Source organism: Nocardioides sp. SLBN-35 (assembly GCF_006715725.1).
Taxonomy (GTDB): Bacteria; Actinomycetota; Actinomycetes; order Propionibacteriales; family Nocardioidaceae; genus Nocardioides.
In genome coordinates this window covers 4,866,986-4,887,661 of sequence record NZ_VFNU01000001.1, presented here as the reverse complement: position 1 = coordinate 4,887,661, position 20,676 = coordinate 4,866,986, and the positions used below count along the sequence as shown (strand labels likewise).

The 20,676-nt window shown below is 72.1% G+C and carries 17 protein-coding genes and 1 tRNA gene; 14 read left to right on the top strand and 4 right to left on the bottom strand.

Going from position 1 to position 20,676, the window contains the following annotated elements:
• Nucleotide 1: 1 nt before the first annotated feature.
• The 11 genes from FBY23_RS23535 to FBY23_RS23480 all read left to right on the top strand — a co-directional run bounded on the left by FBY23_RS23535 (nt 2) and on the right by FBY23_RS23480 (nt 13,709).
• Nucleotides 2-619, top strand: a complete 618-nt coding sequence (locus FBY23_RS23535; RefSeq protein WP_141800355.1) for a nuclear transport factor 2 family protein — start codon at nt 2-4, stop codon at nt 617-619.
• Complete coding sequence (locus FBY23_RS23530) at nt 616-2,073, top strand: aldehyde dehydrogenase (protein ID WP_141800354.1); 1,458 nt, start codon at nt 616-618, stop codon at nt 2,071-2,073. The genes FBY23_RS23535 and FBY23_RS23530 overlap by 4 nt, the downstream gene beginning before the upstream one ends.
• A 117-nt stretch (nt 2,074-2,190) precedes the next feature.
• Nucleotides 2,191-2,946, top strand: a complete 756-nt coding sequence (locus FBY23_RS23525; RefSeq protein WP_260806522.1) for an SDR family oxidoreductase — start codon at nt 2,191-2,193, stop codon at nt 2,944-2,946.
• Nucleotides 2,943-3,761, top strand: coding sequence for an NAD(P)-dependent oxidoreductase (locus tag FBY23_RS23520; RefSeq protein WP_260806521.1), 819 nt, complete (start codon nt 2,943-2,945; stop codon nt 3,759-3,761). The genes FBY23_RS23525 and FBY23_RS23520 overlap by 4 nt, the downstream gene beginning before the upstream one ends.
• Nucleotides 3,758-4,147 carry a carboxymuconolactone decarboxylase family protein gene (locus FBY23_RS23515; RefSeq protein ID WP_141800352.1) on the top strand — a complete coding sequence of 130 codons (390 nt, stop codon included), beginning with the start codon at nt 3,758-3,760 and terminating at the stop codon, nt 4,145-4,147. The genes FBY23_RS23520 and FBY23_RS23515 overlap by 4 nt, the downstream gene beginning before the upstream one ends.
• Before the next feature lie 57 nt (nt 4,148-4,204).
• On the top strand, nt 4,205-4,948 hold the full coding sequence (locus FBY23_RS23510) for a 4'-phosphopantetheinyl transferase superfamily protein (RefSeq protein ID WP_141800351.1): 744 nt from the start codon (nt 4,205-4,207) through the stop codon (nt 4,946-4,948).
• Between the two features lie 234 nt (nt 4,949-5,182).
• Entirely contained in the window at nt 5,183-7,174 is a 1,992-nt protein-coding gene (locus FBY23_RS26355) for an LPXTG cell wall anchor domain-containing protein (protein WP_186348243.1), read from the top strand.
• A 478-nt stretch (nt 7,175-7,652) separates the two neighbouring features.
• Nucleotides 7,653-9,911 carry a hypothetical protein gene (locus FBY23_RS26505; RefSeq protein ID WP_160158347.1) on the top strand — a complete coding sequence of 753 codons (2,259 nt, stop codon included), beginning with the start codon at nt 7,653-7,655 and terminating at the stop codon, nt 9,909-9,911.
• Between the two features lie 116 nt (nt 9,912-10,027).
• Nucleotides 10,028-12,100 (top strand): tetratricopeptide repeat protein, encoded by a 2,073-nt coding sequence (locus FBY23_RS23490; protein ID WP_141800347.1) that lies wholly within the window; start codon nt 10,028-10,030, stop codon nt 12,098-12,100.
• Nucleotides 12,101-12,145: 45 nt separating this feature from the next.
• Nucleotides 12,146-13,111: a hypothetical protein gene (locus FBY23_RS23485; protein ID WP_141800346.1), complete on the top strand. Its 966-nt coding sequence runs from the start codon at nt 12,146-12,148 to the stop codon at nt 13,109-13,111.
• 7 nt (nt 13,112-13,118) lie between these two features.
• The gene (locus FBY23_RS23480; protein WP_141800345.1) at nt 13,119-13,709 is read left to right on the top strand and encodes a flavin reductase family protein; all 591 of its coding nucleotides are present in this window, start codon (nt 13,119-13,121) and stop codon (nt 13,707-13,709) included.
• A 128-nt stretch (nt 13,710-13,837) separates the two neighbouring features.
• Here FBY23_RS23480 and FBY23_RS23475 read toward each other — a convergent pair.
• Nucleotides 13,838-13,913, bottom strand: a tRNA-Arg gene (locus FBY23_RS23475).
• A 204-nt stretch (nt 13,914-14,117) separates the two neighbouring features.
• Between FBY23_RS23475 and FBY23_RS23470 the strand changes: the two genes are divergently transcribed.
• Together FBY23_RS23470 and FBY23_RS26265 are read left to right on the top strand one after the other, a co-directional pair.
• Nucleotides 14,118-15,539 (top strand): LCP family protein, encoded by a 1,422-nt coding sequence (locus tag FBY23_RS23470; protein WP_141800344.1) that lies wholly within the window; start codon nt 14,118-14,120, stop codon nt 15,537-15,539.
• Nucleotides 15,540-15,550: 11 nt separating this feature from the next.
• Nucleotides 15,551-15,724, top strand: coding sequence for a hypothetical protein (locus tag FBY23_RS26265; RefSeq protein WP_174245239.1), 174 nt, complete (start codon nt 15,551-15,553; stop codon nt 15,722-15,724).
• Between the two features lie 797 nt (nt 15,725-16,521).
• Here FBY23_RS26265 and FBY23_RS23465 read toward each other — a convergent pair.
• The 3 genes from FBY23_RS23465 to FBY23_RS23455 are packed head-to-tail and all read right to left on the bottom strand — an operon-like array spanning nt 16,522 to nt 17,931.
• Nucleotides 16,522-16,863, bottom strand: a complete 342-nt coding sequence (locus FBY23_RS23465) for an MscL family protein (protein WP_141800343.1) — start codon at nt 16,861-16,863, stop codon at nt 16,522-16,524.
• Nucleotides 16,864-16,923: 60 nt separating this feature from the next.
• Nucleotides 16,924-17,565, bottom strand: a complete 642-nt coding sequence (locus FBY23_RS23460) for an SAF domain-containing protein (protein ID WP_141800342.1) — start codon at nt 17,563-17,565, stop codon at nt 16,924-16,926.
• 60 nt (nt 17,566-17,625) lie between these two features.
• Complete coding sequence (locus FBY23_RS23455; RefSeq protein ID WP_141800341.1) at nt 17,626-17,931, bottom strand: FmdB family zinc ribbon protein; 306 nt, start codon at nt 17,929-17,931, stop codon at nt 17,626-17,628.
• Between the two features lie 95 nt (nt 17,932-18,026).
• Between FBY23_RS23455 and FBY23_RS23450 the strand changes: the two genes are divergently transcribed.
• Nucleotides 18,027-20,654, top strand: a complete 2,628-nt coding sequence (locus tag FBY23_RS23450) for a penicillin acylase family protein (RefSeq protein WP_141800340.1) — start codon at nt 18,027-18,029, stop codon at nt 20,652-20,654.
• The last annotated feature ends 22 nt before the right edge of the window (nt 20,655-20,676 follow it).

The window sequence follows — 20,676 nt, the reverse complement described above, 5'->3', positions numbered from 1 at the left end:
CATGAGTGACCTGACGCGGGCCGAGATCGAGGAGTTCTGGGACTCCTGGCTGCAGATCAACCGGGAGGCCGAGCAGAGCGGCGACTGGCGGGTGATGGCCGAGTGGTTCGCGCAGGACGCGACCTACGGCTGGATGTACTCGCACGACGAGCACTTCATGGCCGTCGGCCGCGACCAGATCCGGGACTGGGCGATCGGCATCGAGATGGACGGCCTCGACGGCTGGCACTACGACTACGTCTGCACCGTCATCGACGAGCAGAAGTCGATGATCGTGGGCTTCTGGAAGCAGCGCTCCGGCATCCTCGACGACAACGGCGACGAGTACGAGATCCTCGGGATCGGCGGCTCCTGGTTCGGCGTGGAGCGCCAGACCTCCGGCGCGGACGCCGGGCAGGTCAAGATCGCCTGGCAGCGCGACTGGTTCGACATGCCCTCGACCGCGCACACCTTCTTGTCGATCATCGAGGCCGGCAAGGCGCCCGACACCCTGCTCAAGCGGATGTCGGTGACCGGCCACGACGTGCCCGGTCACTACCGCCGCAAGGACCTGCCCTCGACCGTCTGGCCGCCGCCGGTGGAGCGCGGCGACTACGTGACGCAGGAGCCGGTCTCGTGACGCTGCCCCCCGCTGCTCAGCAGCTGATCGACGGCAAGCTGGTCGCAGCGTCGTCCGGGGCGACGTACCCGATCGTGAATCCCGCGACAGGACAGGAGATCGGCGTCGCACCCGACGGTACGGCGGCCGACGTCGACGCCGCGATCGCCGCCGCCCGCCGCGCCTTCGACGAGTCGACCTGGTCGACCGACCGCGAGCTGCGGGTGCGCTGCCTGCGCCAGCTGCACGCGGCGCTGCTCGAGGACGCCGACGCCTTCCGGGCCCTGACGACGGCCGAGGTCGGGATGCCGGGCTTCATGATGGGCGCGGCCGGCTTCGACGTACCCGTGGACGGGTTGAAGTGGGTCACCGACCTGCTGGAGTCCTACGCGTTCTCGACCGACCTGGGGGTCGCCTCGCCGATGGGGATCCCTTCGCGCCGGACCGTCCACCGCGAGCCGGTCGGCGTCGTCGCCGCGATCACGCCGTGGAACGTCCCCACCCAGATCAACCTCGCGAAGGTCGGCCCGGCGCTGGCCGCCGGGTGCACGGTCGTCCTCAAGCCCGCGCCCGACACCCCGTGGGTGGCGGCCGAGCTGGGCCGGCTCGCCGCCGAGCACACCGACCTCCCGCCGGGCGTCCTCAACGTCGTCACGCCGCGCTCCAACGAGGTCGCGTCGGTGCTCTCGACCGATCCCCGCATCGACATGGTGTCGTTCACCGGCTCCACGGCGGTCGGGAAGGCGATCATGGCGGCCGCCGCGCCCACCGTGAAGAAGGTCTTCCTCGAGCTCGGCGGCAAGTCCGCCGCGATCGCCCTCGACGACGCCGACGTCGCCGCCGTGGCGGGAGGTACGGCGTTCGCCGCGTGCATCCATGCCGGCCAGGGCTGTGCGATCACGACCCGGCTGATCGTGCCGCGCGACCGCTACGACGAGGCGGTCGCAGTCGCGGCGTCGACGATGGAGTCGATCGGTGCGCGCGATCCGCAGGACCCGGGGGCGATCTGCGGCCCGGTGATCTCCGCCGTGCAGCGCGACCGGGTGGCGGCATACTTCTCGATCGCGCTGGAGGAGGGCGGCACCTTCGCCACCGGCGGATCGGTCATCGACCAGGACGGCTTCTGGGTGCAGCCCACCGTCGTCGCCGGCCTCGACAACTCCTCACGTCTGGCGCAGGAGGAGATCTTCGGGCCGGTGCTGGTGGTCATCGCGCACGACGGCGACGACGACGCGGTGCGGATCGCCAACGACTCGGCGTACGGGCTCTCGGGCTCGGTCGACTCCGCCTCGCTGGACCGGGCGAAGGCCGTGGCGGCACGGATCCGCACCGGCACCCTCGCCGTCAACGGTGGCGTGTGGTTCAGCCCGGACGCGCCGTTCGGCGGGTACAAGCAGTCCGGCATCGGCCGGGAGATGGGCGTCGCCGGGTTCGAGGAGTACCTGGAGACGAAGACCGTCGCGGAGCCGGCGTGAGCATCGTGGGAGTTTCACCGGCCGGCCGGTGAAACTGGCGCTTGGACGATGAAACTTCCTCGTCCAAGCATGAGAAACACCGGTCAGCCGGTGAAACTTGTGATGGATGGGGATGAAGTGACCAAGCGGTTCGAGAACAAGGTCGTCGTCGTGACCGGCGCGGCCCAGGGCATCGGTGAGGCCTATGCGCGGGCGCTGGCGAACGAGGGGGCGGCGGTCGTCGTCGCGGACCTCAACGCTGAGGCGGGGGAGCAGGTCGCGAAGCAGATCGAGGCCGACGGCGGTCGCGCGATCTTCGTGTCCTGTGACGTCTCCTCGGCCGAGTCGGCCGACGCGCTCGTCGCAAGGTCCGTCGATGAGCTCGGCGGCATCGACCACCTGGTCAACAACGCGGCCATCTACGGCAGCATGGAGTTCAACCTGCTGATCAGCGTCGACTGGGACTACTACAAGAGATTCATGGCGGTGAACCTCGACGGCGCGCTCGTCATGACGCGCGCGGTGTACCCCGAGATCGCCAAGCGCGGTGGGGGAGCGATCGTCAACCAGAGCTCGACGGCGGCGTACCTCTACTCCGGCTTCTACGGCCTCGCCAAGGCCGGCATCAACAGCCTCACCCAGCAGCTCGCCCACGAGCTCGGCGGACAGCGGATCCGGGTCAACGCGATCGCCCCCGGCCCCACCGACACCGAGGCGACCCGCACCCAGGCCGGCGACGCCGCGAAGGACATCGTCCGCAACAGCCTCGCCATCAAGCGGATGGGCTCGGTCGACGACATGGTCGGCGCCCTGCTGTTCCTGCTCTCCGACGACGCGTCGTGGGTCACCGGCCAGATCCTGGCGGTCGACGGCGGCCAGACCTTCCGGCTGTGAACCGGCCCGTGACCCGGGTCGGGTTCGTCGGCCTCGGCAACATCGGCAAGCCGATGGCGTTGCGGTTGGCGGCGGCCGAGTCCGTCGACCTGGCGGTGTACGACGTCGCGCCCGACCCGGTCGCCGAGCTGGTCGCCGCCGGGGCGCGTGCCGTCGGCTCCGTCGCCGAGCTCGACGTGGACGTGGTGTGCGTGATGGTGCGCGACGACGACCAGGTCCGGGCGGTCGCCGCCGACGTACCTGCGGGGACGGTGTTGGTGATCCACTCGACGGTGGCGCCCGAGACGCCGGCCGCCCTGGCCGCGGACGGACGCCGCGTGCTCGACGCGCCTGTCAGCGGCGGCCCGATGGGTGCTGCCGACGGCAGCCTGGCGATCATGGTCGGCGGCTCGGAGGACGACGTCGCGGTGGCCCGCCCGGCCCTGGAGGCGATGGGCAGCACGGTCGTGCACGCCGGCCCGGTCGGCTCCGGCACCCGCATGAAGCTGGCGCGCAACCTGATCCACTTCGTCGCGTTCACCGCCGTCACCGAGGCGCAGCGCCTCGCCGAGGCCGCCGGCCTCGACCTGGTCGCGCTCGGCGAGGTCGTCCGCCACACCGACGCGATCACCGGCGGACCGGGCGCGATCATGTATCGCACCACCACGGCGCCGATCGCCGAGGACGACTTCTGGCACGGCGTCTTCTCCCACGTCGCCGCGCTGGGGGAGAAGGACCTCGGCTTCGCGATCGCCCTTGCCGACGAGCTCGGGGTCGACGTACCAGTGGCACGCGAGGCGCTGCCACGGCTGGGGAAGGGACTGGGAGTGCGATGAGTGACAAGTTCGACGACCTGCCGGAGCTGCGTGCCAAGGGCCTGCGCAGGATGGAGCAGGTCTACGGCTTCGACATGACCGACGGCACCGGCGACTTCTTCCGCTACACCGCCGACCACCTGTTCGCCGACATCTGGGAGCGCCCGGGGCTGAGCGACCGGGATCGCAGGCTGCTGCTGATCGGCATGCTCGCCGGCCAGGGCGCCGCCGACGTCCTCGGCATCCAGGTCCCCGCCGCCCACGCGGCCGGCGAGCTCGACGACGACGCGCTGCGCGAGATCGTGGTCTTCCTCAGCCACTACGCCGGCTGGCCGCAGGGCGCCCGGCTGAACTCGATCGTCGAGGACACGATCGCGAAGGCGAAGCGCAACAGGGCCGGGTCCTGAGAACCGGCGGATGGGCGCGGTGAGCCCGCTCACACCCACTTGTTAGCCTCAGGAGTGATGACGCGCGACGTGGCGAAGGCCGTACCGGACCAGCAGGCCGAGCCGGTGACCCCGGACGTCCTCGACTCCCTTCTCAACACCTCGGTGGCCCGGGGTGCGGGACCGGTCGCGGTCTGGCGGGTCCCGACGGAGTCACTGGCCGACGCGGAGCTCGCGGTCGCCCGCGACTGGCTCGACGAGGACGAGCGGCGGCAGGCCTCGTCGTACGTCCGCGCGGAGCTGCGTCGTGCCTACGAGATCGCCCACGCGGCCGCCCGCCTGGTGGTCGGCGCCGTGTCCGACACCCCGCCGGAGAAGGTCGTCTGGGGCCGGCACGCCTGTCCCGGCTGCGGCGAGCCGCACGGCCGTCCGCGCGCCGAGGGCTCCGGTGTGGAGTTCTCGCTGAGCCACACCCCCGGCCAGGTGCTGGTCGCCGTGGCCGACGTCGCGGTCGGCGTCGATGTCGAGCGGCACCCCGACGACCCGGTGGCGCTGGCCAAGCTGCTCCACCCGCGCGAGCTCGAGGAGATCGAGGCCGCCGCGCACGGCACGCTCGACGGCGGCCGGGCCACCGTGCGGTTCACCCGCGCCTGGGCGCGCACCGAGGCCTACCTCAAGGGGATCGGGATCGGCCTGGGCCGCGACCCTCACCTCGACTACCTCGGCACCGACGGCGCACCGAGCCGGAGCCTGGGCGCCTGGACGGTGCGCGACGTCGTCGTACCCGAGGGATACGGCGCCGCGCTGGCCCTGCTGGTCTAGACCGCACCGGAGGATCTCCGCGTGACGACAGCCCGTTGAGTTAAATCTTCGGCTGGGCGCGTGTCCTCGTGAGACCTTCCGGTCCGCGACCCGTTGATCGGTCGTCCGGCCACCGTGCTGCTCGGGACGTGGGGATGGCCTGGCGGGTTGCGCACGACTCGGGTCCGCGGTGGGGCGCGGGCAGGACCGGCGCTTCCCGTGGCTGTCCGATCCACCCGATCCATGATGGCGGTCGTGGCCCCCCTCGCCCTGGCTGCCGGGGGAGTCCTGCCCATGTCTCGTTCGCCGCGCCGCTCCCGGCGCCACCTGATCGCACTCGCACTACCGGCAGCCGTGCTGCTGAGTACGGCGTTCGGCGGCCCTGCGCTCGCCGACGACGTCGGCGACCCGTCGACGCCCGTCGACACGGCGCAGTCCGCACCGTCGCCCGAGCCGGCGCCTGAGCCCGAGCCGGCGCCTGAGCCCGAGCCCGAACCGGCCCCCGAGCCCGAACCGGCACCCGAGCCCGAACCGGCCCCCGAACCCGAGCAGCAACCCGCGTCGCCGACCGAGGAGGCCGCCCCGGCCGCGGCGCCCGAGGACGAGGTCCCGGCCGGGAAGGAGGCCGACGAGGGCGCCGACCTGGTCACGGCGGCTGCGCCCGTCGCGGCGGCGCCGTCGGGCAAGAAGGCGGCTCCCTCGCTGGCGGCAGCCGTGGACCCGATCAACACGAAGAAGTGGGTGGTCTGCAAGTACTCCGCGACCCCGGTGACGGGCGAGAAGGCCCAGACCGTGCTGATCAACGACGTCCCGAAGAACTTCGACGGCACCTTCCCGGAGTACTTCAACGACGCGCAGGGCGCCTCGATCGCGATCCGCTACTCCAAGCTGGGCGAGCAGTCCAAGGACCTGACTCCCGACAACTGCCCGCTGTACGGCGACCCGATCCCGGCCGACCCGCCGTCCCCGGTCCCGTTCGACCCCTGCGGTCCGGCGAACGCGTACTTCCCGCAGGACGAGGTACCGGTCACCGGCGAGCAGTACACGGTCGTCACCGAGGGCTCGCCCGTCACCAAGATCACCGTGACCGTCAAGGACGGCTTCATCTTCCCGGGCGGCGTGACCGAGCTCGTCTTCCTCGCCTCGGACGGCGAGTCCGGAGCGCCCTGCGACGCGACACCGCCGCCCAAGCCACCCGTGAACGACCCCTGCGGTCTGGCGAACGCCTTCTTCACCGCGGTCCCGCCGAGCACGCAGGCCTACACGGTCGTCCCGGAGGGCGACCCGGTCACGAAGATCACGATCACCGCCAACCCGGGCTTCGAGTTCGACCCCGACGAGCCGGTGGTCTACACGGCGACCGACGCCGGCGACGACCTGTGCGTCGCCGACGTACCGCCCGCTCCGGAGCAGACCGACCCGTGCGGCCTGGCCAACGCGTACTTCTCGAGCGACGCGGTCACCGCATTGCAGGACTGGGTCGCCGACGAGGAGGACGCCTGGGACGCCGACGTGTACGACGTCGTCACTGACGGACCTCCGGTCACGAAGATCACCATCACCACGACGGCGGACTTCGAGTTCCCGGACGGGACCACCAAGCGGGAGTTCATGGTCGACGACGCGGGTGCCCTGTGCCCCGCGCCCGTGCCGGCGAAGCCTGTGGTGAGCGACCCGTGCGGCCCGGCGAACGCCTTCTTCGCTGACGCGGACCTCGCCGCCATCAAGGCGCTGGACCCGGCGGTGTACGTCGTCACGCTCAGCGGGAACCCGGTGACCAAGGTCGAGATCAGCACCACCGCGGACTACGAGCTCGAGGGCGGCGTCACCCCGCCGCTGGTCTACGAGGCCACCGACTCCGGCACGGCATGCCTCGTGGCCCCCGCGCTGGCGCCGAACGACCCCTGCGGTCCGGCCAACGCCACCTGGGTCGTCCCGGCGCCGACCGCGGACTTCACGGTCTCGATCGTCGACGGCGTGATCAAGCTGATCGCGGCGACGGGCAAGGCGTTCGAGGGCAACCAGCCGACGTACACCTATCCGGCCACGGCGCCGGTCGACACCAACGCCGCGTGTGCCGTCGGAGGCGTGGAGGAGACCAAGGACCCGCCGAAGGACGAGGTCGCCGCCGCGACCACCTCGCTGCCGAACACCGGCGGCCCGGCGGGGTGGCTGATGCCGCTGGGCGTCGGGCTGGTCCTGGCGGGTGCCGGCCTGGTGCTCGGCAGGCGCGGCCGGCAGGCCTGATCCGGGCCGGGCGCCCGGGCCCGGGGCCACCCCTCGGCACGGGCGCCCGGACCCGAGCAGGTGCGTCGCGCCAGATCCTGTGGCGCCGGTCACGCGCGAAGGTTAAATCTCCGGCGCCCGCGGCTGTTTTACTCGAAATCCGCCCGACCGGGACTTTGGTCCTGCTTAGGCTGCTGGCTTGGGTTCTGGTCGCCCTTCCCGCTCGGGAGGCGCGGACGACCGGAGCGACGAGAGCTGGACCCGGGTTCGCGGTGGGGCGTGGACATCAGGTCTCCAGTCGCTGTCGTGCGTCCTCGGACCGCCCGTGTCCTCACCTTTGCAATGGTCGCGACGGCCCCCCTCGTCGCGACGCAATGGGGGTAACCCGCAGATGTCCAGTTCCTCGCGCCTCCTCCGGCGCCATTCCGAGCCGACGAAGGTCGAGAAGACCCGTCGGCGTCGGCACCAGATCGCACTCCTGCTGCCGGCAGTCGTGGTGGTGAGCACTGTCCTCAGTGGTCCCGCGTACGCCGACGACGTGAACGACCCGGCGCCCACGACGTCGGACACCGCGTCGTCCACGCCGACGCCCGACCCGGCGCCGAGCGCGGACCCGAAGCCGGACCCGAAGCCGGAGCCCACGCCGGACCCGAAGCCGGAGCCGAGCCCGGACCCGAAGCCGGAGCCGAAGCCGTCGGCCGACCCGACGCCGTCGGACCAGCCGTCGGAGCAGTCGTCCGGCCAGTCGTCGGACTCCGGGAAGCCGGACGAGGCGAAGTCGTCCGAGGGCGCCGCTGCGCAGCCGGAGGCCGCGGCCGGGCAGGCTCCTGAGCAGGTGAAGGTGCCGGTCGCCAACAAGGCGCCGAGCACCTCGTTCGCCGCCGCAGCGGCGGCGGTCAACACCAAGAAGGTCGTGGTCTGCAAGTACGTCTCGACGCCTCCGGGCGTGCTGCACCACATCGTCATCCCCAGCGTGAGCTCGCTGCCGGGCTTCCCGGGCACCTTCCCGTGGGCGTTCGCCGACGCGCAGATCTCGGTCGCGATCCGGTACGCCAACGACGGCGAGCAGGCCAAGGACGTCGCGCTGTCCGAGTGCCCGCAGCAGATGCCGGTCCCGCAGGTCCCGGTCGACGACCCCTGCGGTCCGGGCAACGCGGTCTACGGCCAGGTGCCCGCGGGCAACTACATGGTCGTGCGCAACGGCGACGGCTCGATCACGCTGGTCGCCAACGCCGGCTACCTGTTCTTCGGCGGCTCGACGACGGCGACCCTGCCGCCGCCGACCGAGACCTTCACCGCGCCCTGCCCGACTCAGATCCCGGTCCCGACGGTGCAGTGGCAGGACCCCTGCGGGCCCGACAACATCCACGCGCTCTCGCCGGTCCCGTCGACCCAGCAGTACGACGGCGTGATCGAGGCCGACGGCTCGGTGACCTTCACGATCAAGCCGGGTGCGGGCGTCACCTTCCCGAACGGCCAGACGTCGGTCAACGTGCCGAAGCCCGCTGACAGCGGTGTCGCCTGCGCCCAGGGTGAGATCCCGGTGCCGGAGATCCCGGCCACGGACCCCTGCGGCCCGAACAACGCGGCGTACACCCTGCCGCTGCCGACCGCGCCGAACGGGGAGTGGACCGCCGTCCTCAACCCGAACGGCTCGGTGACCATCACGGCCGGTGCGAACACCACGTTCCCCGGTGGCGACACCGAGGTGACCCTGCCGAAGCCGACCGACACGAACTCCGCGGCGTGCCCGAAGAAGATCGTGGTCTGCAAGTACGTGTCCACCCCGCCGGGTGTGCTCGACCACATCATCATCGTCAGCGTCAACGCGGCGGACTGGCCCGACGGCACCGTCTTCCCGACCCCGTTCAACGACGAGCAGAACTCGATCGCGATCCGCTTCGCCGAGCCGGGGGAGCAGGCCAAGGACGTGGACGTGGCCGAGTGCCCATCGGAGGCGACGGTCCCGAACGTGCCGAAGGTCGACCCGTGCGGCCCGGACAACGCCACCTTCGGCACCGTGCCGCAGGGTCCGTGGACCGTGACGACCAACCCGGACGGCAGCATCACGCTGACGGCCACCGGCAACGCCTGGTTCCCGAACATGCAGAAGCAGGTCACGATCCCGGCGCCGACCGACAGCAACATCGCGTGCATCGTGGTCCCGCCGCTGGACAAGAAGGACCCCTGTGGCCCGAACAACGCCACCTGGGTGCTGCCGGCCGAGACCGACGAGTACTCGGCGGCGATCGTGCAGGGCCAGATCGTGCTGACCGCCAAGGACGACTACCGCTTCGACGGTGACGCGACGACGTACACGTACCAGGTGGCGGCGACGCCGACCGACAGCGGTACGGCGTGCCTGGTCGCACCGGCCATCGCGTCGAGCGACCCGTGCAACCCGACCGGCGTCACGGCCAACGCGAGCTGGGTCCTCCCGACCGAGACCGCGGACTACGCGGTCTCCGTCGTCAACGGCGTGGTCACCCTGATCGGCAAGCTCGGCAAGGTGTTCGACGGCGACAAGCCGACCTACACCTACGACCTCGCGGCCACCCCGCCCGACTCGGGCGTCGTCTGCGAGGTCGGTGGGGTCGAGGAGACCAGCCACCAGTCGAAGGACGAGGTCGACAGCGCGCAGGCCGCGACGGGCCTGCCGAACACCGGTGGTCCCGTGGGCTGGCTGATGCCGCTGGGCGTCGGCCTGGTCCTGGCCGGTGCGGGCCTGGTGCTCGGCCGGCGGAGCCGGTCGGCCTGAGACCGGACGGCCTTGAAGGGCTGACCGCCTGAACACGGAGCCCGTGCCGAGGAATCCTCGGTACGGGCTCCGTGCGTTCGCCGTACGATGCTCGGAGCCGGGCGAGATGGGGGTCGATGGACACGGCGGTGCGGCAGGCGTTGCGCAGCGGCGAGGCCGCGGCACTGCTGGCTGCCCTCGTCGAGGAGACCGAGGAGGTCCTGCTCACCGCCGATCCCGAGATCCTGCTGCGCGCACGAGAGGTCTGCGCCGACGACGCGGACGGGCTGCCGGTGGCGGCCTCTTGGCGGCTGGGGCTCGGCCTGCACTTCAACGGCCGGTTCGCCGAGGCGCTGGAGACCTTCCGCCGGGCGCGGATCGAGGAGGACGCCGATCCGGCCGACCGGGCCGAGCTGCACGCCGCCCTGGCCTCGTCGCTGTGGGGCCGCGCGGAGGTCGACGAGTGCGTCCGCGAGGCGGACCTGGCCCGGCAGGAGGCCGAGGTGGCCGGCCAGCCCCGGCCCCGTGCGTCGGCCTGGATCGCCCGGGCGCTCGTGGCCGCCCATGCCGGTGACCGGACCGCCAGCCGGACGGCGTACGAGCACGCGCTCGCGCACGCCGAGGTGGCCGGAGCCCGCTCCGTGCTGATCCGGGTGCTGACCAACCTCGCGTCGCTGGAGAACGAGGAGGGCCGGTACGACGCCGCGCTGGCCTGGGTCAACCGTGCCCTCGACCTGTGGGGTGCCGACGACGGCCCGATGCGCTGCATCACCGCCTACAACCGGGCCGACGCGCTGCTCGCCCTCGGACGGCTGGAGGAGGCGATCGCCGACCTCCGCAGCTCGCAGGCGTCGGCGCGGGCGGTCGACGCCCCGTTGCTGGCGGTCGCCCTGCACGGGCTGGGCGAGGCCTACCGACTGCGGGGTGACGCGGCCCGGGCCGCTGCGGCGTACCGCGAGGCGGTCGCGACCGCCGAGCGCACCGACCAGGCGCAGGTGATCGGCGACGCGCTCGCCGGCCTGGCCCGCACGACCGTGCTGGAGGGCCTCGACGCCGCCCGCGCCCTCGCCGAGCGCGGCAGCCAGGTGCCGACGGCCCTCGGCCGGGTCGCGCCGCTGCTCGCGTCGGGCTGGATCGAGCTCCTGGCCGGCCGGCCGGCGCTCGCCCAGGAGCACGCCGCGCGGGCGGTGCTCGAGGCGGGCCGGCGCAGCGACCCGGTCGGCCTCGCCGAGGCCCTGGAGCTGCAGGCGCTCGCGAGCGACCCGGTGCCGCTCGACCCGATCCGGGAGGCCGCCGGGCTGTGGGCCGAGGCCGGGCACCGGATCGGGACGGCCGACAACGCGGTGATCGCCGCGGTCCTCACCGGCGACCGCGAGGGCGAGCGGACCGCCCGCCGGCACCTGATGGAGCTGGGGGTCCGCGACGACGCGACCCGGATCGCCGGTCCGCGCCAGGCGGTGCGCGGCCGGTCCGTGCCACCCGTGTCGGTCCACCTGCTCGGCTCGTTCGCGGTGCTCGTGGGGGAGCGACCGGTGCCGGCGTCAGCCTGGGGGTCGCGCAAGGCCCGCGACGCCGTGAAATACCTCGCCGTGCGCGGCGGGCGTCCGGTCAGCCGCGACGCGCTCGCCGAGGTGCTCTGGCCCGGCCAGCGCGGTACCTCGGCGCGGCTGTCGGTGGTGCTCTCGACCCTGCGCTCGGTCCTCGACCCCGACAAGGCCCACGACCCCGACCGGTTCGTGGTCGCCGACCGGGCCACCGTCCGGCTCGATGCCGAGGTCGTCGAGCTCGACGCCGTCGCCTTCGAGACCTCCGCACGCCGCGCCCTCGACCTCTCCGACCGGCCCGGCACCGACGCCGTCGAGGCCCTGCAGGAGGCGATCGCGCACTACAACGGGCCGCTGCTCGACGACGACCAGGACCAGCCGTGGACCGACGAGCCGCGCGAGCACCTGGCCCACCTCGCCCGTGAGGTACGCCGCCGGCTGGCCATCCGGCTCGGCGCCGACCAGCCCGAGCGGGCGGTGCCCTGGCTGGTCTCCCTCCTCTCCGAGGACCCCTACGACGAGCCGTGCCACCTGCTGCTCATCACCTCGATGCTCCGCCTCGGGCGCTACGGCGAGGCGCGGCGCGCGCACACGGCGTACGCGAGCGCGATGGCCGAGCTCGATCTCCCGGTGACCTCGCTGGCGGACCTCGCCCGCGACCTCTAAGGCTTCCCGAAGGATTCCGGAACGGGTGCGCGCGACCCTCGGCGCATGTCCGGTCTCACGCCCCGTGTCGATGTCGATCTCACCCGCGCCGTCGAGGCGCTGGGCGGCCTGCGGGACGCCTGTCCCGACGCCGTCGTCCACTACCGGGTCGCCGCGAACGACTCGCCCCGGCTGCTGACGGCCTTCGCCGAGGCCGGCTGCGCCTTCGACGTACGCAGTGCCGAGGAGCTGCGGGCCGTCGTGCGCCGGGGCGTGGCGGGGGACCGGATCCTGTCCAGCCATCCCGTGAGCACCCGCGCGGCACTGGCGCAGGCCGCGGGGGCGGGGGTGCGCGGATTCGTCGTGGACTCGCCGGCCGAGGTGGCCGAGCTCGCCGAGGTCGCACCAGGCGGTGGGGTCCTGGTGCGGCTTCTGGCGAGCGGGTCGCGCTGCCCCTCGGAGCGCCGCAAGTTCGGGTGCCCGGCGGACCTGGCGCCCGACCTGCTGCTGCGCGCCGCCTCCTGCGGCCTGCAGCCGAGGGGGGTGTCGGTCCCGGCGGGCTGGGCCGCCACCGAGGTCGCAGTGCGGACCGTCGACGAGGTGCGGGCCCGGGCCGCCGCCCTCGGCATCGACCTGGCCGTCGTCCACGTCGACGACGTCCGCGCGGGCGCAGCGCTGCCCGCCCGTGGCCTCGCCGGCTCCTCGGCGCTGTGGGTGTCGGCCGGCCACTCGCTGGCCGCGCCCGGCGGGGTGCTGGTCGCGAGCGTGGTCGCGGTCGTCGAGCGCGCCGGGCGCCGCTGGGTCCACCTCGACGGCATCGCGGCCACCGAGTCGGTCGAGATCCGCACGACCCGCTCCGGGCCGGTGGTTCCCAGCGTCCTGGCCGGACCGGCCGACGCCGGCGACGACGTGCTGTTCGCCGCGCACGCGGTCGCGCTGCCGGCCGCGCTGCGCGAGGGCGACCATGTCCGCTTCACCCATGCCGGCCCGCGCCCGTGGTCCCGCCCGATCGAGGAGCGGGTGACGGCATGATCGACCCATGGCCCACGAGCACCGCGTCCTGCGTCCCGGCGTCGACGGAGTCAACGGCTACCGCCTGCTGACCGCGCTCGTCGTACCTCGTCCGATCGCCTGGGTGTCCAGCACCTCCGCCGCCGGCATCGGCAACCTGGCCCCGCACTCGTTCTTCACCGTCGCGAGCGCCGATCCGCCGATCGTGCAGTTCACCTCGGTCGGCGCCAAGGACACGCTGCGCAACGTCCTCGAGACCCGCGAGTTCACCATCAGCCTGGCGAGCCGGCCGCTGATCGACGAGGTCAACGCCTCCAGCGCCGCGTTCGAGCACGGCGTCGACGAGGCGAGGGAGTTGGGGATCGCCATGGCCGCGAGCGTCGAGGTCGGACCGCCGCGCGTCGCCGCCTCGCCCGCCTCGCTGGAGTGCCGGCTGCACGACACCGTCGCCGTGGGGGACTCGACCCTCGTCCTCGGTCTGGTGGTCGCGGTGACACTCGACCCCGACGTGCTGGTCGAGGGCCGCCCGGCGTTCGACCTGTTGGCGCCGCTGTCCCGGCTCGGCGGGAACGAGTGGGGCCTGCCGCCCGAGGTGGTCAGCCGGGCTCGTCCGCGCTGAGGCTCGATGGCTGGGATGACCGGCGCCGCACCGTCCTCCGCGGCGATCCCAGGGAGGCCCGACGTCGGGTGTGGAGACGGTCTCGCCTCGCAGAAACGATCTGCAGTGCCTTCGCGTGCGCTTCGCTGTGGTGCCCCAGGCAAGAGTCGAACTTGCGACCTTTCGCTTAGGAGGCGGCTGCTCTATCCACTGAGCTACTGGGGCGTGGAGAACATCTTGTCAGGTCGCGACCGGTTCCCCCGGATTGGGTCGGCGCCGGGGGAGCGGTGACAATGGTGAGCGACTCGCCGCTGCACTTGATGCGGACCGTACGGTGGGCGTGGTACCACCGGGTGCCGATCGGCCGCTGACTCGGCAGCGTCGAGACAGAGACCATCCGCTGCGAGCGGCCACACGACCAGGTGATCCATGACGCAGGACGTTGAGACCGGGCGCGGTGACGCGCCGGGGAGCCGCGCCCGACGGGTGTCGACCTCGCGGGCCGATCGCGACCGGCGCCGCCCGCGCAACGAGCGCGGCGGCCGCGGCAGCAGGAGCAGTCGAGCGGCTCAGCCCAGCGCGACGGGCCGGACCGCCAGGCGGGTCGCCGGTGGGCGGCGCAAGCGCCCGCAGCCCGGCAAGGTCGTCTTCAAGGTGATCCTCGCCAGCCTGCTCTCCCTGGGGCTGGCGACCGGCCTGGGCGTCGTGCTGATCTACAACAACTGGAACGGCAACATCGACACCCAGGACCTCGGGGCCCAGCTGGGCAACGACCGGCCGACCGTGGAGGACACCGGCCCGAAGAAGGCGATGAACATCCTCGTCATGGGCACCGACACCCGTGCGGGCAAGGGCAACGGGATCGACGGCGAGGCGGGCGGCGGCCTGTCCGACACCACGATCCTGTTCCACCTCTCCGCCGACCGGAAGTTCGCCTACGGCATCTCGGTGCCGCGCGACACCGCCGTGATCCGGCCGACCTGCTACAAGGAGGACGGCGAGGAGATCCCGGCGGCGACCGGCTATGCGAAGTGGAACGCCGCCTTCGCGTACGGCGGCCCGGCGTGCACGATCCGCCAGTTCGAGCAGGCGACGAACATCCGGATCAACAAGTACGTGCTCGTCGACTTCAACCAGTTCCGCGACATGGTCAACGCGCTGGACGGCGTCGAGGTCTGCATCCCCGAGGACATCGACGACAACACGCACAACATCCACCTCAAGGCCGGCACCCGCGAGATCAAGGGCAACGAGGCGCTCACCTACGTCCGGGCCCGTTACCGGATCGGCGACGGCACCGACCCCAACCGCACCCGGCGCCAGCAGGCCTTCATCGGCTCGATGATCAACAAGGCGCTCACCGCCGGCATGATCGCGCGACCCGACCGCCTGATCGGCTTCATGAACGCCGCGTCCTCGTCGCTGCACACCGACTTCAAGAACATCGCGCAGATGGCCGATCTGGCCGTCACCGCGAAGGGCATCGGCGCCGACAACATCAAGTTCATCACCACGCCGTGGGTCTACTCCGACAAGGTCAGCTCCGGCATCGAGTGGACCCCCGAGGTCGACAAGCTGTGGCAGCTGGTCCGCAAGGACCGGCCGCTGACGCCCGAGTTCCTCAAGGACGCGCTCAGCGCGGGCGACAAGCCCGACGGCACCGCGTCCGCCGACGGCGCCGCGACCGACGAGGCGAGCGGGACCCCGTCCGACACGGCCGAGCCGTCCGACACCGCCAGCCCCTCCGGTACGCCGGGTGGCACCGCCAGCAACGGCGCCCAGACCCCGCCGGCCACCACGCCCGAGGGCCTCAGCGCCTCCGGCCGCGAGGCCGCCGGCCTGTGCACCTGAGGCAGGTCGACGTGGGCGAGCGGCAGGAGACCGACTGGGAGCGGCGGCGCAGGCTGGCCGAGATCTTCGGCGACGTCGAGCCGTCGGTGACCTCCGACGAGCGGGACGACGCCCCATCGGCCACCCGGGAGAGCGCGAGCGAGCGCTGGCTCAAGTCGCAGGTCCCGCCGCACCACGGCGGCTGACGGGTCTCGAGACGGTTGCTGCGCAACCTCCTCGACCACCGTCAGGTCTGGCCGCACCACGGCGGTTGACGGGTCTCGAGACGGTTGCTGCGCAACCTCCTCGACCACCGTCAGGTCTGGCCGCACCACGGCGGTTGACGGGTCTCGAGACGGTTGCTGCGCAACCTCCTCGACCACCGTCAGGTCTGGCCGCACCACGGCGGTTGACGGGTCTCGAGACGGTTGCTGCGCAACCTCCTCGACCACCGTCAGGTCTGGCCGCACCACGGCGGTTGACGGGTCTCGAGACGGTTGCTGCGCAACCTCCTCGACCACCGTCAGGTCTGGCCGCACCACGGCGGTTGACGGGTCTCGAGACGGTTGCTGCGCAACCTCCTCGACCACCGTCAGGTCTGGCCGCACCACGGCGGTTGACGGGTCTCGAGACGGTTGCTGCGCAACCTCCTCGACCACCGTCAGGTCTGGCCGCACCACGGCGGTTGACGGGTCTCGAGACGGTTGCTGCGCAACCTCCTCGACCACCGTCAGGTCTGGCCGCACCACGGCGGTTGACGGGTCTCGAGACGGTTGCTGCGCAACCTCCTCGACCACCGTCAGGTCTGGCCGCACCACGGCGGTTGACGGGTCTCGAGACGGTTGCTGCGCAACCTCCTCGACCACCGTCAGGTCTGGCCGCACCACGGCGGTTGACGGGTCTCGAGACGGTTGCTGCGCAACCTCCTCGACCACCGGAACGCGCCGAGGGCCGGTAGGGATGTCCCCACCGGCCCTCGGTGACGTGTGCCGCGAAGCTGCTGTCAGCGGTTGACGAGCGAGTCGCGGATCTGGGTCAGCAGCACGATGTCGGGAGCCTCCGCCTCGGGCTCGTCGGGGAAGTAGCGCTCCTTGGCCTTCGTGTAGGGCATGACGACCAAGAAGTAGACGACGGCGGCGAGGATCACGAACGCCACGACGGCGTTGAGGAACGCGCCGAAGGAGTTCGCCTCGTTGCTGAAGATCTCGCTGGCGGAGTCAGGCATCTGGGCGGTCAGCCAGTTGACGAAGGTGTTGACGACGGTGGCGAACGAGGCGCCGATGATCACGGCAACGGCCAGGTCGACCAGGTTGCCTCGCAGGATGAACTTCTTGAACCCGGACATTGATCTCTCCTCTTTCCCGAGCGTTGTGGTGGAGGTGGGAGCACTCTCTGGCCCCAGAAACTAACTGCGACTCCATGTATAAGTCACGTATTCGGCTGCGGACGCCGACGTGACGTGATACACGGCTCCCGAATCTAGGGCCAGCACGACCAGGCGCCCGGGAAGCGCGCCGTCGGCGGCCGAGGCGGCATCCGGTACGGCGAGCACGGTCGCGTCGTGCGCCAGGGCCCCGGTCGTGCCGGCTTGGGGGTCGGTGCCGAGCAGGTCGATCCGGTCCCCGGGGGTCAGCAGCGCCACCTGGCCGGCGTCGGAGAGCCGGATCGGCACGGTGACGGTGCCGGCGGGCTGGGCCGCCCCGAGGCCGGGGCCGACCAGGCGCACGTCGGTGACCGCCTCGCCGGCTCGCACCGGTGCCGCGAGCCGGCGCCCCACGGGGTCGCGCGCCACTCGTTCCGGTACGGCGTCCGGCGGCACCTCCACTGGGACCAGGTCGCCCGCGGCGACCTCGCGGCCGGCGGGCAGGTCGCGCGCCGCCACGAGGAGCGTGGCGGTCGAGGGTGGCGGCGGTGCGACGGAGCGCACCGCGACGGCGGCGCCCACGCCGAGCAGCAGGGCGGCGATCAGCCGTCGGCGCCGCAGCACCCGTCGTCGTACGTGGTCGCGGGCGTCACGCAGCCGGTGCAGGGGTGAGCGGGAGTCCATGCGGGCGACCGTAGGCCGCCGCGACGCCGGCCGCCGGCGTCATCCACAGGGACCTCGGGATCAGGCGGGAGAGGCGGCCGAGCTCGTGCTCGACGCCCCGGACGACTCGCTCGACGAGGACGACGAGGACGACGAGGACGACGAGGACGAGGTGGTCGAGGAGGCCGCCGGTGTGGACGGCGTGCTCGACGCCTTGCTGTCGGTCTTGTAGAACCCGGAGCCCTTGAACACGACACCGACGGAGTTGAAGACCTTGCGCAGCTTGCCGGTGCACTCCGGGCACGTGGTCAGGGCGTCGTCGCTGAACTTCTGGACCTGCTCGAAGGCATGACCACACTCGGTGCACAGGTACTGGTAGGTGGGCATCGACGTTCCTCGTTCGGCACTCTGGCGTTAGCACTCTGATCTGTTGAGTGCCAATGCTACGTCAGCAGGCAACCTCACGGCACAATGGCGCCACCATGGCGGACCTCGACACTCCTTCCCCGGCCCGCGCACGCTGGCCCCGGTGGCTGCGCTGGACCACTGCCCTCGGCGTACTCCTGGTCCTCGTCCTGGTCGCCGGCCTGACCACCGCGGTCGTCGGTGTGCGCCGCTCCTGGCCCCAGACCGGCGGCGAGCTGTCGATCAGCGGCCTCGACGGCGAGGTCCGGGTGGTCCGCGACGACCACGGCATCCCGCAGATCTACGCCGACTCGACCCACGACCTGATGCTGGCGCAGGGCTTCGTGCACGCCCAGGACCGCTTCTTCGAGATGGACGTACGACGGCACGCCACCGCCGGGCGCCTCTCGGAGCTCTTCGGCGAGTCCGGCCTGGAGACCGACCTGGTGGTGCGCACCCTCGGCTGGCGCGAGGTGGCCGAGAAGGAGGTCGCGATGCTGCGGCCGGCGACGCGCAGCGCGCTGGACGCGTACGCCGAGGGCGTCAACGCCTACCTCGAGGGCCGCTCCACCTCCGAGATGTCGCTGGAGTACACCCTCCTCGGCATCACCGGCCTCGACTACCAGCCCGAGCAGTGGACCGCCGTCGACTCGGTCGCCTGGCTCAAAGCGATGGCGTGGGACCTGCGCGGCAACCTCGAGGAGGAGATCGGCCGCTCGATCGCGACCGCGACCGTCGGCGAGGACCGCACGCAGGACCTCTACCCCGGCTACCCGTACGCCGCGCACGCCCCGATCGTGCAGCAGGGCGGCGTGGCCGACGGCGTCTTCGACCAGGACGCGACCGGCGCCGGTGCCGGCGGCCTCGCTCGCCCACCGGTGGGCGGCGCCGCGACCGTGCGTGCGCTCGCGAAGGTGCGCAGCGTGCTGGACGGCATGCCCGCCCTGCTCGGCCGGGGCGACGGCATCGGCAGCAACGCGTGGGTCGTCGACGGCGACCACACCGACACCGGCGCGCCGATCCTCGCCAACGACCCGCACCTCGGCATCTCGCTGCCCGGCGTGTGGACCCAGGTCGGCCTGCACTGCCGCACCCTGTCCGACGAGTGCCCCTACGACGTCGCCGGGTTCAGCTTCTCCGGCGTGCCCGGCGTGGTGATCGGCCACAACCGCGACATCGCCTGGGGCTTCACGAACCTCGGCCCCGACGTGACCGACCTGTACGTCGAGCGGGTCACCGGCGACGAGTGGGAGTACGACGGCCAGCGGCTCCCGCTGACCCGGCGTACCGAGAAGATCGAGGTGCGCGGCGGCAAGGACGTCGAGCTCACGGTCCGCGCCACGAGCCACGGCCCGCTGCTGTCGGACCTCGCGCGGTTCGCCGACGAGGACGGCATCGAGATCACCGAGGACGGACTGCTCGACCAGGTCGATGCCGTCGCCGACGGTCAGCAGGACGAGTCGACCGGAGACGCCGCGATCTCGCTGGCCTGGACCGCGCTGACCCCGCGCCCGACCGCCGACGCGCTGCTCGCCCTCGACCGGGCCTCGGACTGGACGTCCTTCCACAAGGCGCTCTCCTCGTTCGCCGCCCCGGGCCAGAACGTCGTGTACGCCGACACCGAGGGCCACATCGGCTACCAGGCGACCGGCGCCGTCCCCATCCGCCGGCCCGGCAACGACGGCCGTCTCCCCGCCGCCGGCTGGCTCAAGGAGACCGACTGGACCGGCGAGGTCGTGCCGTACGACGCGCTGCCGAACGTCCTCGACCCCGACTCCGGGATCATCGCGACCGCGAACCAGGCGGTGATCGACCCGACCCGCTACCCGCCGTACCTCACCTCGGACTGGGACCTCGGCTACCGCTCAGACCGGATCAACCGGCTGCTCGCCGCCGACGACGAGCTCAGCGTCGAGGGCATGGCGGCCATCCAGCTCGACGACCGCAGCGCGATCGGGGAGGCGCTCACGCCGTACCTGCTCGACGTGGAGCTGCCGCGCGGCTACTACTCCGACGGGCAGCGGCTGCTGAAGTCGTGGAACTACCAGCAGGACGCCGACAGCGCGGCCGCGGCGTACTTCAACGTGGTGTGGCGCGAGGTCCTCTCCCGCACGTTCTCCGACGAGCTGCCGAAGGTGATCCAGCCCGACGGGGGCGACCGCTGGTTCGCCGTGGTGAGCGCGCTGCTGCCGCGCGGCAAGAACCCGTGGTGGGACGACGTGCGCACCGACGACAAGGTCGAGCGCCGCTCCGACATCCTGCGTGACGCGATGATCGCGGCCCGCGACGAGCTCACGGCGCTGGAGTCGCCGAACGCCGAGGAGTGGACCTGGGGTGCGCTGCACGAGCTCGAGCTGCGCTCCTCGACGCTGGGGGAGTCCGGGATCGGGATCGTCGAGCGGCTCTTCAACCGCGGTGGCTGGGAGGTCGGGGGTGGTGGCTCGCTGGTCAACGCGACCGCGTGGGACGCGCGCACCGGCTACCAGGTCGCGACCGCGCCGTCGATGCGGATGGTCGTCCCGATGGACGACCTCGACGCGGCCCGCTGGATCAACCTCACCGGCATCTCCGGGCACGCCTTCCACCCGCACTACACCGACCAGACCGACCTGTGGGCCCGCGGCCAGACCCTGCCCTGGGTGTTCTCGGAGAAGGCGGTCGACGACGCCGCCGAGGACGTGCTGCTGCTCAAGCCCGAGGGCTGACCCCGGCCGGCCCTCGGATCGT